The 12,554-nt window shown below is 36.3% G+C and carries 8 protein-coding genes; 4 read left to right on the top strand and 4 right to left on the bottom strand.

Annotated features, from left to right (window positions below):
* Positions 1-17: 17 nt before the first annotated feature.
* Positions 18-7,538: a PKD domain-containing protein gene (locus ACT9TX_RS13065; RefSeq protein WP_481338791.1), complete on the bottom strand. Its 7,521-nt coding sequence runs from the start codon at positions 7,536-7,538 to the stop codon at positions 18-20.
* 215 nt (positions 7,539-7,753) lie between these two features.
* On the opposite strand from ACT9TX_RS13065, the gene ACT9TX_RS13060 reads away from it, so the two are divergent.
* The 3 genes from ACT9TX_RS13060 to ACT9TX_RS13050 all read left to right on the top strand — a co-directional run bounded on the left by ACT9TX_RS13060 (position 7,754) and on the right by ACT9TX_RS13050 (position 9,605).
* On the top strand, positions 7,754-8,497 hold the full coding sequence (locus tag ACT9TX_RS13060) for a ParA family protein (protein WP_481338789.1): 744 nt from the start codon (positions 7,754-7,756) through the stop codon (positions 8,495-8,497).
* A 130-nt stretch (positions 8,498-8,627) separates the two neighbouring features.
* A complete protein-coding gene (locus tag ACT9TX_RS13055; RefSeq protein ID WP_481338787.1) occupies positions 8,628-9,359 on the top strand; it encodes an esterase family protein in 732 nt (243 codons plus the stop codon).
* A gap of 3 nt (positions 9,360-9,362) precedes the next feature.
* Positions 9,363-9,605: a 4a-hydroxytetrahydrobiopterin dehydratase gene (locus ACT9TX_RS13050; protein WP_481338785.1), complete on the top strand. Its 243-nt coding sequence runs from the start codon at positions 9,363-9,365 to the stop codon at positions 9,603-9,605.
* Here ACT9TX_RS13050 and ACT9TX_RS13045 read toward each other — a convergent pair whose 3' ends face one another.
* Positions 9,606-10,400: a DCC1-like thiol-disulfide oxidoreductase family protein gene (locus ACT9TX_RS13045; protein WP_481338783.1), complete on the bottom strand. Its 795-nt coding sequence runs from the start codon at positions 10,398-10,400 to the stop codon at positions 9,606-9,608.
* 122 nt (positions 10,401-10,522) lie between these two features.
* A complete protein-coding gene (locus ACT9TX_RS13040; protein WP_481338781.1) occupies positions 10,523-11,032 on the bottom strand; it encodes a GbsR/MarR family transcriptional regulator in 510 nt (169 codons plus the stop codon).
* 342 nt (positions 11,033-11,374) lie between these two features.
* On the opposite strand from ACT9TX_RS13040, the gene ACT9TX_RS13035 reads away from it, so the two are divergent.
* Complete coding sequence (locus ACT9TX_RS13035) at positions 11,375-11,947, top strand: zinc-dependent metalloprotease (protein ID WP_481338779.1); 573 nt, start codon at positions 11,375-11,377, stop codon at positions 11,945-11,947.
* Between the two features lie 139 nt (positions 11,948-12,086).
* On the opposite strand, the gene ACT9TX_RS13030 is transcribed toward ACT9TX_RS13035, so the two are convergent.
* Positions 12,087-12,344, bottom strand: a complete 258-nt coding sequence (locus tag ACT9TX_RS13030) for a hypothetical protein (protein ID WP_481338777.1) — start codon at positions 12,342-12,344, stop codon at positions 12,087-12,089.
* Positions 12,345-12,554: the final 210 nt, after the last annotated feature.

The raw sequence follows: 12,554 nt of genomic DNA, 5'->3' as shown, positions 1-12,554 counted from the left end.
GGATTATTTAGCTTTTACTATCTTAAAACTGCCACATTGCCTTTGTATACAAATGGAGTATCGTTTTCACAAACTACCTCGCAGGTATAAACGTATACATCCGTATTAGCAGGTTGCCCTTGTATTAAACCATTCCAACCATATTGTTTATCGTTAGGTATAAAATTGCTACGCTCAAAAACTACTTGCCCCCATCTGTTATAAATTCTAAAGCTTTTTACCAGTTTAATACCAGTGCCTCGTACAATTAATATTTCATTTTTACCTGTACCAGTACCTGGCATAAAGGCATTTGGTATAAACACTTGAGAGTTTTCGCAAAACACTTTAATGCACACCGTATCGGTACTTGCACAATGATAAATATTGGTGGCTTTAACTGTATAGCAAACATTGTTTTTAGCATTAGCCGTAACGGATGGGCAAGTAGTACAATCTAAATTTGCAGAAGGCGTCCATAACCAACTTGCAATAGGACCATTATTGGTAACAGACGGTGTAAATGTATAAGTAGAACCAGCGGCTAATACTTGATCTTGACCAAGATTTACCACAGGATAATTACCCACACCAATTACTACAGATGCAGTAGCAGTGAAGCAATTGTATTGGTCTTTACCAGTAACTTGATACGTTGTAGTAACCAATGGGCTAGCCACAGGGTTTTGAATAGCAGCATTACTTAAACCAGTAGCTGGTAACCATGTATAAGAGAACGCACCAGAAGCACCCAACTTAGTAGACTGACCTACACAAATACTATCGCTTGGCGAAACAGTAATGGTAAATGGTTGAATAACGGTAACCACCACGGTATCGGTAGAAGTACAGCCAAAAGCATTGGTAGAACTTGCTACATAAGCAGTAGTAGTAAGTGGGTACACTGAAGGGTTGGCACAGTTTGTACAGCTTATATTAGTAGCTGGTAACCAAGTAATACTTCCGCTACTAGTAGCCAATAAACTAGTTGATTGGCCTTTGCAAATTGTTACATCACGCGATGCTGATACATTGGGGCTAGGATTAACAGATACTGAATTATAAGCAGTATCGAAACAACCATTAACTGTACTTATAATAAAGGTTGTTAAATAATTACCCTGCGATGGATAAATATAAGAAGCTGAACTACCACTACTACTTGCACCATTTGAGAATTTCCATAGTTGTAGCACAACACTATCAATTGAAGTAATAGTAGCTGAGTAGTTTACTTTTTGATTAGCACAGCTAATGGCATTTGCTTGTATAGTAGCGTTTGGCTTGCTATTGATAACAATTGGCAACTGTAAAGTAGCTGTGTCGCTACAACCACTTTTACTAACTGCAATAAGTTGTATCAGGTAACGATTATTAGCTGTGTATGTGTGTTGGGTATTTTGTGTAGTGGCTACAGGCGTACCATCACCATAGTTCCATTGCCATGTTTGTACACCATAGAAAGAACGTGTTGTATCAGCAAAACCAACTGTGGTGCTGCCACAAGTTTTTTGCTGAACAGTAGTAAAGCCAGCGGTTATTTTATCAATCTTAATAGTATCTACACCTTGTAATGTAACATAGCAAGATGCACCAGATAATAACTGCACAGAAGGCAAGTAGTTACCAGATTGTGTGTAGGTATGATTAACAATAGGGCTTGTGGTAGTTAAGCTTGTACCATCACCAAAGTTAAAGCGCAATGAATCTGCATTCAATGCATTCACTTGAAACTGTACAGACTTCTTAGCGCAGATTAAACCCTTATCATAAATCCATGTACCAGTAGGGCCTTTCACCACAATACTCTTAGTGGTTTCGTAGGTACAGCCGCCTGCATTTACTGCCGTCATTTTTGCTGTAAATGTGCCGCTAGTGGTGTAAGTATGTTGCACCAAATCGCCTGTGTCTTTTACGCCATCACCATAATCCCATGTGGTTAATAGAGATGGTACACTAAGATTGGTAAATACCACTTTAAATGGTACGCAAGTGCTTATGCTATCGCTCACTTTAAACGAGCCATTTAGTTTAGCCACCACATTAATAGTTGTAGAAGTACTATCGCTACAAGTAATAGCAGGATATTGTCTTACAGCAATTAACTTGGCATTATAAGTACCTACCGCACCGTATACATAGGTAGGGCTTGTAAGTGATGATGTAACACCATTACCATAGCGCCATGTATAACCAGTTGCTGTATCAGTTTGGTTTACAAAACGAACACTATCACCTAAGCAAGCCGTTAGTGGGCTAGCTGTAAACTTCACAATAGGTTTTGCATATGCCTTTATCTGCTCATAATCGATAGTATCGCTACAGCCATTAGTAGCAGTTAGCTTGGTAATAAACGTACCAGCTGTTGTGTACACGTGGGTAACGGTATCGATATTTTTAGTGGTGGTTAATACATTACCATCACCAAAATCCCAATTGAATGATGTAGCACCAATGGTATTATTTACAAAACGCACAGTACTTGGCAAGCAAGATGTAACATCTGTTGCATTTACTGCAAAGTCAAGCTTAATGGTATTTGGCGATACAATGATGTTGTAGGTAATCGTATCACTACCACACTCATTCGTAGCTATCAACTTCACATTGAAAGTATCTTTTTTACCTGTGCTGTAAGTATGTTGTACAGCATTAGTACTAGATGTAGTAACAGGTGCAGAACCATCACCAAAATTCCAAACAAAGGTCATGTTGTTACCACGAGAGGTATTGTTGAAAGTAATCGGCAACGGTGAACAACCCACACTTTTATTTGGCGTAAACAATGCTTGCGGTTTCGATTTCACACGTACCTTCTGTGATACCGTAACCGTGTCACAAGGTGTAAAGGCAGTAAGAGAAATATTGTAAACAGTATCAAAACGAGAAAGATTAGGCTGTAGTACAATACCAGTAGGATTGATTAAGTTAGAGGTAACACCGTTTCCAAAATCCCATTTAAAATTAAACAAATTGGCATTAGGCGTTTTATTTAAAAGAACAATTTGTAATGGCCCACAACCTACAGTATCGCTTATTGTAAATGCTGGTATTGGCCTAGGCACAGTGTAAAACTTATGTTCTAGACTATCATTTTTACAGCCAAATAAACTAGTAACCTTCAGCTTTATAATTACAGAATCGAAAGCATTTGTGATACTATAATTGGGCATTGAATTGGCATTACCTATTAAATTACCATTTGCATACCACAAATAAGAGCCATTTGCTGGATTTGTAATATTGGTTATAGTACTTGCTAAATTAAAAGTAGCACAGTCGATGTCTTTTGAATAAGTATATAGTGCTTTTGCATTTTGATTGATGGTAATGGTAACTACATTACTGATGCTTGCTTGCAAGCCAAAACAAACACTCGTCGTAACCACTCGCCTAAACTTAGTGGTAGTAGTTAAGTTGGTAGGAATGAAATCTTTAGAAATTGCAGTAGCTATCGGTAACCAAGTTATACCTCCATCTACACTATTTTCCCATTGATATGTGTAAATATTATTACCACCAGTTGGTTGCGAACCTATTAACGCTCCTATAGGATTTCCTATACAAATAGCAGTATCGGCACCAATACTATTGCTACTAATACTTGATTGTACAACTATTGTTGCTGCATTACTTGCTATACTACAAGTATTGGAAGTAACCAAGCGTCTTATAAAAGTAGTAGCGTTGGGATTAAAATTTAAATTATTAAATACACCTCCAGCAATATTTACCCACGAAATACTATCAGTGCTTTGCTGCCATTGATATGTATACGAGCCATTACCGCCACTAGGCGTTTGGCCTACAATATTTACTGTTTGTCCTGCACAAATGGTAGTGTTAATTACAGAAATAGTATTAATTAGAGCCGGATAGTTTGTGATAACTACCGTATCATTTGTAGCAGCGCAAAAACCATTGCTAATTGCCCATACAAACTTGTAAATATTTTGGGTAAGACCAGTAACAGATGTATTATACAAAGAGGTATTTACAATATTTGCTGGTGGTCCAGCTACTTGTAACCAAGTTCCTGTACTACCAGCAGGCGCAACAGCCGCATTTAGTTGTGTACTGTTTTGATTGCACAAAAACTGGTCAACGCCTGCATTAGAATTGCCAGTAGCGCCAGCCACAGAAATGGTGGTTATAGACGACGTTACCGTGGCACAAGCACCATTTTGTATTACTGCTCTGAATTTAGTAGTTTGTAAAATAGTGCTGTAGGGTTGCGACGATGTTGTATTTATCATTGGTGACCATGTAGTGCCATTATCGGTAGATTTTTCCCAACGTATAACATTACCTACATAACCTGTTAAATTTATAATGCCGTTGTTATTAGTACCACAAACTGTAGCGTCTGGCCCAGTATTACCGCCTATGGGCAAAGGCGTAACATTAATCAGTGCAACTGCCGATGTATCGCTTGATTGACATGTTGCATCAGTACTTACAACAATAGCTCTCACTGCAAACGTATCTTGTGAATTAGTAAAACTTAAACTATTGGTGTTTACTAAAGTATCAATCCAAATATTATCGAAAATTGGATTAACATTATATTGCCATTTTAAAATACTTCCAATGTACCCATTAAGTGTAAGCGTGACATTGCTACCGATACAAATATTTGATACTGATGGATTGATAGTACCTTTTGCCACTTTATCTACAACTTTAAGTGTCATAGTTTTAGCACTTGAAACACATCCACCGTCGTTAGTAATGGTCCATTTAAAAACATAGGTACCAGATTTTGAGAAACTTAAAGACGTAGTAGGGTTGTTTATATCTGCAAAAGTTACATTGCCGCCTATTGGTTGAGATACGATAGACCAAGTGTCTTTTTCAAAACCTCGTTTCACATCTTTATTTCCAGCTAAATTTATAAAGCTATTTGCTGCATTTGCAGTGGTAAAGTTGCACACGGTTGTATCATTACCAGCATTAGCAATAGTTACCGTTGGTCTATTTAAAATTACAACTGTATCGTTCGTTCCTTTACAAGTATTGGCGGTGTTTTGAATGGTCCATACTAGTACAATACTATCAGGCGCTGTAAGGCCGCTTAAGGTGCTATTAGGTTGTGATGCATTATCGATAATACCAGAATTTCCAGCAATTTTTGTCCAAAGGCCGGTACCTACAAGCGCAGCATTTCCTGTTAGCGTGGTAGTTGGTGCGTTACAAAGTTTTTGATCGACACCAGCATTAGCGATGGTGGCACCTGGATTAACAGTAATACTAAATGTTTGCGGTACACCTGCACATCCATTTAAAGGTATAACTGTAATACTAGCAGTAACAGCAGCCCCACTTGTGTTTCTGGCAACAAAACTTTGAATATTACCACCGCCACTTGCAGCCAAACCAATTGATGGATTATTATTTGTCCACGTATACGTTGTTCCATTTACACTACTAGAAAAAGTAAAAATGCCAGTAGATACCCCATTACAAAATGTTTGATTAGCTGGTAACACTACATTTGGTGCAGCGCCAACTGTTATTTGCTGTGTTTTAGTAGTAGTTCCACACTCGTTGGTAACATCTACCTGCACTGTGTATATACCAGGTGCATTGTAAGTAATAGTACCAGGATTTAAACTTGTGGATGTGGCGGGCAAGCCACCCACGAAAGTCCACAAATAAGTTGGCGTTATAGATGAATTACAATTCGCAACAGTAATACTTGGTGTAATAGTTCCATTTGGACAAATATTGGTTGCAGTATTTAAGGTAACAACTGGCTTTGTTTTTACTATTATTTGTTTGGTAAATGGTATCGAAATACAAATACCTGTAGCGTTCTTTGTAACCAAACTGATTGTGTAAATACCTGGATTATCGAACTTAAATTGTGGATTTTCAGACGTTGCAGTAGTACCGTTAATATAGGAGTAACTTGAAGCTGATGGCGTGCAATTTCCTAATGCGGAATAACTTACTAACCATGTGTAACTATTGTTTCCACAATTTGGCTTATTAGATGTATTTATTGTTTGTATTATTAATGGCGCACAACCTGTTGTTTGATCTACATTAAATCCAGCAATTGGTGCAGGATTTACACAAATTGTTTTTAATGTAGAGTCTGAGCCACAGTTCAAATTACCAGTTTTAATTTTAATGGTATAAATACCTACGCTGCTAAAACTTAAAGTAAGCGTTCCACTACCGCTTTGCCAAAACAATGGGTCGTTGCTTCCTTGTGTACTTCCCAAAGAGCCAGAAGTAATCGTCCAGCCAGTTGCAGGAGATATCTCCCAAACAAACTTGCCTTGCATACATACACCATTGTCAATATAGTTGCTAGAAGGGCTTGTATTAGATACATTAAGAGATGTATTTACACAAATCGTATCTTTTGCCAATTGTAAATCTGCTTTAGGTCTTCCAGAAACATAAATAGGCACTACGCTTCCATAAGATGCTAAACAGGGGTTAGAGGCAGAAATAGAAGCTTGAAAAGAATTGGTACTAGTACCACTATTTGTACCACATGAATTCAATTTAAAAACGTGTGTTATACTAGATGGCACGTTTGGATGGAAAAACGTATCAGCTTTACTACCATCGTTAAATGAGATAATGTATCTAGTGCCATTAGTATTTGTTGCAGTGCCAGTTATTGGGAAGGTTAAAGAATCGTTCGTACAAATAGATGTATTGCCTGGATTACTTATCCCCACAGCAGGATTACTCCCCATAAAAACTGTATAATTAGTAGTAGAAACACAATTATTAGCACTTAAAACAGAAAATACTAAAGAGTAAGTACCAGCACTGTAGGTATGAGGTACAATTGTTGAGAAAGTTAAATCATCATAAGGTGTCGTATTATCACCCCAATTAATTTTATACGCAACATTCGATGCCTTTGTGGTAGATAGATTATTAAATTTCAACTCGCCAGAACCAGCAACCGTGCATATTTTAAAAACATTATCTACAGCGTTAGGACCTAAAATAGCACTTGGCGATTGCTTGGTAGTAACAGTATTAATAGCCGTTGCAACACAACCAACAGTATCTATAATGGTTAGAATTACATTGAAATTTTCGGTAGCATTACCACTTGTGCCAGTAAAAGTGTGCGTTTCATTAGCATTAGAAGAAGTATTTTTTTGTCCAGAGTTAGGATCTCCAAAATTCCAAGCGTAACTTAAACCGCCACCAACAGATGTATTGGTAAAATTAACAGGCGCAGTACTACACTGGTTAGTTTGTATAAAAGTAAACGAGGCATTAGGCCTAAAACTTATAAATACGCTAGGGTAAAAAACATCTACAGTAGAATTTACCGCTCTTACAACAACCCTATAGTTACCAGTTTTGCTTACAATATATGTTGTTCCGTTAGCGCCTATAATATCATTGCCATCAAGCTGCCACTGAATAGTAGCCCAAGCAGATGAATTATTAACAGTTAATAATGTAGTAGAGGTTAAACATTTTATTGAACCAGAATAGCTAATCGTATCGATAGCACTTTGCCCACGGGCAATAGATATAGCACACAATAATACTATTGTTAAAATTGAAGGTTTCATGGGTTGCTTTCAGGAATGATTGTAAAAGAACTAAACATAAACTAGACGTCAAATTGTATTTCTACACATATCCACATTTAAAAGACACAGAATTAAATACTTATTCTATTTCAAAAACTAAGATTACCAGTTTTTACACTTATTGATTTATTTAAAATAGATTGATAAAAGTGATTTTGTTTCACCAATCCACCATTTTTTTATACATTTATTGCATGGTAACATTAGCACTATACAATCTCAAGGGCGGTGTTGGTAAAACCACTGCCTCTATTAACTTAGCCTACTTATCGGCCAAAGAAGGTTATAAAACCCTTATTTGGGATTTAGACCCACAAGGCAGCTCCTCATTTTTTTTAGGTGTAGAAGCCGCTGTAAAAAATGAAGCAAAAAAATTGCTGACTAACGAACTGACATTGTTAGATGCAGTGCAGGAAACAGCTTACGATAACCTAAGTATTATACCATCAGATTTGTCTGCAAGACAAGCCGATATTTTACTAAACGAGTTTAAGCAATCGAAGAAAAAACTCGCTTCTATGATTGCACCTTTAAAAAAAGAATTTGACATAGTAATACTAGATTGCCCACCAGGTATTTCCTTGCTACACGATAATATTTTTAATGCGGCAGATTGGGTGTTAATGCCAAATATTCCTACCACATTGTCTATCCGTTCATTTACCACAGTGGCTACTTATTTTGAAGAACATGGCTTTGATAGTGAAAAATTAAAGTGCTTCTTTAGCATGGTAGACCATCGTAAAAACTTACATCATGAAGTGATGAATGAATTTTACAAAGACAAAGTTTTCTTTAAAAATTATATACCCTACCTAAGCGATATAGAGAAGATGGGCGTAAATGAAGCGCCACTTGAAACATATGCTGCTAATAGCTTTGCAGCACAATGCTATAAAGATTTATGGAAAGAAATTAAGCACCAAAGCTTTGAGTAATAACTATAATGACACTAATTAAGGCGAATTACACGAATTTTTTTTTTGAGAAATCACCTCATTTCGTATAACTCGTGTAATCACATCAATTAGTATAATTCGTGTAATTGTTTTAAAATTCGTGTAATAAATGCAAAAAATCATCTCTTCTTGGCATAGCCCTTCTTTAAATAAAAACATGCCAATTGCCACTTATGGTCATTATGGTTTTGCATTGTTATTAATTCCTACTGCCGCTGCTGACTATTTAGAATACGAACGCTTTCAACTAATAGATGCATTGGCACCAATGATTAATGCTGGTAAACTAAAGGTGTTTAGTATTGATAGCATTAACAAAGAAAGTTGGATGAATACTGAAATGCTGCCAGAACACAAAGCCATCAGGCACAATCAGTTTAACCAATACGTTTTTAATGAAGTAATACCTTACATCAGAACGCATACAAGCCAAGACACCATGATTTATACATCTGGTGCATCGTTTGGCGCATTGCATGCGATGAACTTATTTTTAAAACGTCCTGATATTATTAATGGCGTAATAAGCATGAGTGGTGTATACGATTTAACTGAATACACGAAAGGCTTTTGGGATGATCAAGTGTACTACAATAGCCCATACCATTATATACCAAAGCTTACCGATGAGTGGTATTTAAACAAAATAAAAGCGAGTAATCACATCCATATTTATACAGGTTCAGGTAGCCACGAAGACCCTGCATCTAACCGTAAATTTTCGCAAGTATTGTGGGATAAAGGTATTTGGCACGATTTATCGGTATGGGGCAATGATATACATCACGACTGGCCTACTTGGCGTAAAATGTTGCCGATGATTATTGACCAAAAATTCTAAAACATGGCTACCATTGACTGGCAAAAAACGAATAATACCCTGTACAAAAAATTTGAGTTTAAAAATTTTTCAGAAGCCTTTGCCTTTATGACAAGGGTAGCCATTGAAGCCGAAAAATTAAACCATCATCCTCTGTGGACCAACGTGTACAACAGAGTTGAAATTTGGTTAAATACACATGATGCAGGTGACACTATTACCGAATTGGATTATAAATTAGCATTGGCCATTGATGGTTTGGTGTAATTATTTTAACTGTGCTAATGGTCTTTTACCCCAATCAATCACAGAATGTAAATAAGTAATTCTTCGTCTGATTTCTTTTATCATGAAAGCCAGTAAACCGAGTAAATAAAAGCCTTTCACAAAAGTTGTTAAAGCCAATATTTGGCCTACAAAAAATAATGGTAGAATTAACAGCATGCTTAATAAACTTACCATAGCTATTTGCCCCCAATAATGATAGGCCATAGTATTGTGTAACAATTTTGGCAGTGCAAATGCTACCAAAAACAAACCACCAAAAATAAAATACGCTTGCTGTAATGCAGTATTGGCAATGCTTTGCACATTAAAAAAGTAATACAAAGGCTTAATACAAGCAATAATAAAAAACGTTACAAATATTAAGAACGCTAAGCGATACTTAGCATTGAAATCTGGTGTGCAATCATATTTACTATTGGTTTTAGGTACTGCAACAATTACTTTTCTGTTGTAAGAAATTAACTTGTATAAGCGCAGTAAAAACCATTTTATAGGCTTGATATTAGCTACCCGTTTTACCAAAGGAAATTTTACACTTATCACTTCTAGCATAGCATCTAAACCATACCAAGTTTGGTTAGTAGCTGTGTCTAATAAAGGAATTTCATTTTTACTTTTATGAGCATCTAGTTTACACATGATACTATCGGTTGCTTGGCTAAAAGCCTTTCTACCATTGGCTTCGAGCAAACCCATTTTTACAAATGCACTTGTATAAGCGTTGCACAGTGGACAATTATCATCGTACACCATTACTTTAGTATTACTCGTCATGTTTTTAGTTTTTGTTGTTAGTTAAATTATCTTAGTTACGATATTTTCAGAAAATATTGAAAGATTATTGTCAAATAAAAGCTGATTTTGCTCAGCTTGATTTCTTTTTAGAAAAACGACTATTAGCCTTTAAACAATTTCATAAAACTGCCCCAAAACCAATTTTCTTCTGCTTTTATAATGGTATCAAGAGTTTTATCGGCTTGGTCAGCAAACTTTTGAATGTCTTTTACCATGCTTGTAAAAGCGATAATATCAGCATCTTTAGGGTCGCCTTCTACCTCACTAATTTGGTTCAGCACTTTTACCATCGGGTCCAGCTCACGTTTCTTGCGTTGGTACATGATATGCGTCACCACTTTCCAGATATCTTTTTCTGCAGCAAAATATTCCTTTCTGTCGCCAGCAACAATGCTTTTATCTATCAATTTCCAATCCATCAACTCACGAATATTCATATTGGCATTTCCTCTGCTAATGCTTAGGCTAGCCATAATATCGTCGGTACTTAAAGGCTTTGCCGCTACCAACAATAGTGCATGTACTTGCGCCATTGTTCTATTAATACCCCACTGACCAGCCAAAATGCCCCAACTTTGAATAAACTGTAATTTGGCTTCATCTAGTTTCATGTGTATCTTTTGTTTTTTCTTTTGCCACATGTAATTCACCTTCGTCATTTGCCTTTACAAGCAACTTTTTCTATGGCTCATTTCACGAAGCAAATATAAAAACATTATTTCTGAATTTTCAATAATTAATGAAATTTATTTTTACTGTTATTTACCATTTTTAAGCACAGGTTTTCAGTTTTTAAAAATATCTTACCGCATCACTTACAATTTCACCAAACTAATTTTATATGCGTGTATGTTATGCCCTAGTGCCTGTGTACAATTACCATCGCTACCAAATAGAAGCTGTGACAAAGCTAATTGGCGGCATGAATTATAGCTATAGTGTGTGGCGATAAATTGCAACAACAACCAGAACCATTAGCCAATTCACTACAGAAAAAAGCGTTAGCAGATGCAGTGGCTTGCCTGTCACCAGACATTTTAACGCTACCAGAAAATATTTTAAAACTATTGCCACCAAGGCCACCACTCTATTACAATGTGGGTGAATTATTTGCAAAAAGAACAGGCTTAAGTTTTGATGCATTGTCTGCTGCCGAAGCGCTTGCAGATTATGAACTAGCGTTTTTATTTAACACCGAAAGGGCTAATCGTTTGGTGCAAATGAAAGGCAGATTTAACACCATTGGTTTTGATGATGTGGTAAATACCATTACCGATGCGGCTTTTAAAACTGATAGTTTACAAGGCTTAAAAAAACAAGTACAATTACAAACGCAGCAGCAAGTGGTTACTTGGTTATTGGCTTTAAGTATTAATGACAATGCGAACTATTTAGTAAAATCTATTTGCCATAATAAACTGCAAAGCATAAAAGCTGATTGCATTGCAAAAGCCAAAACAAACCATGATCTTAAGGCTTACTACGGTTATATAGCAGAGCGCATTACTAACCTTAAGATATTATGATTCCATCGGAAAAGCAATTACACCAGGCGCACCAATTGGTTGCGACTGGGAAGCTTATTAATTGTAGAAAAATATGGTCAATACCCTGTGATAACAAATAATCACAGGGTATTTTTTTGTATTGTGGTTAGTGTAACTATTATTCTATTTCAAATGTGTCGTCTTCTTCTTCAAACAAGTCTTCGTATTCAGCGGCTTGCTCTTCTGTAAGTTCGTCTACAATTTCAAAGAATGTATCGTCTTTTCTTTTCCAAAAAGTGATGTCTTCATCATCGTGTTGCAGTAGTAAAACACAATTATCTGTTTCCATTAAAGGCTGCACCAAAGAAATTAAGTCGCCTTCTTCTTCCACAATTAGATAGAAGCTATTCAATTGTAAATCTGCGTAGTTTGCCATAATTATAATTTTAAATAAAGGTGGGTTAAATAAAATACCACAAGGCATTTACACCATTACATTACTGTTACTATTATCGTGCTACAAAGCGCCCAGATGCAAAGTGAACGTAAAGTGCAACGCAACGATGTTCAATAATTAACGCAAGTTGCTAGTTATAAAATAAGTGAGCATCGAAAAGAGTTTAAAAGTTACCACACTCATCAAACT

Source organism: Parasediminibacterium sp. HNIBRBA5674 (genome assembly GCF_056745525.1).
The sequence above is the reverse complement of the archived record's forward strand: the minus strand, read 5'-3'. Positions and strand labels throughout refer to the sequence as shown.

Bases quoted from the DNA above. Each gene is read 5' to 3' on its own strand.
- ACT9TX_RS13030 (WP_481338777.1), bottom strand. From the start codon at position 12,344: ATGGCAAACTACGCAGATTTACAATTGAATAGCTTCTATCTAATTGTG.
- ACT9TX_RS13060 (WP_481338789.1), top strand. From the start codon at position 7,754: ATGGTAACATTAGCACTATACAATCTCAAGGGCGGTGTTGGTAAAACC.
- ACT9TX_RS13045 (WP_481338783.1), bottom strand. From the start codon at position 10,400: ATGACGAGTAATACTAAAGTAATGGTGTACGATGATAATTGTCCACTG.
- ACT9TX_RS13065 (WP_481338791.1), bottom strand. From the start codon at position 7,538: ATGAAACCTTCAATTTTAACAATAGTATTATTGTGTGCTATATCTATT.
- ACT9TX_RS13040 (WP_481338781.1), bottom strand. From the start codon at position 11,032: ATGAAACTAGATGAAGCCAAATTACAGTTTATTCAAAGTTGGGGCATT.
- ACT9TX_RS13055 (WP_481338787.1), top strand. From the start codon at position 8,628: ATGCAAAAAATCATCTCTTCTTGGCATAGCCCTTCTTTAAATAAAAAC.
- ACT9TX_RS13050 (WP_481338785.1), top strand. From the start codon at position 9,363: ATGGCTACCATTGACTGGCAAAAAACGAATAATACCCTGTACAAAAAA.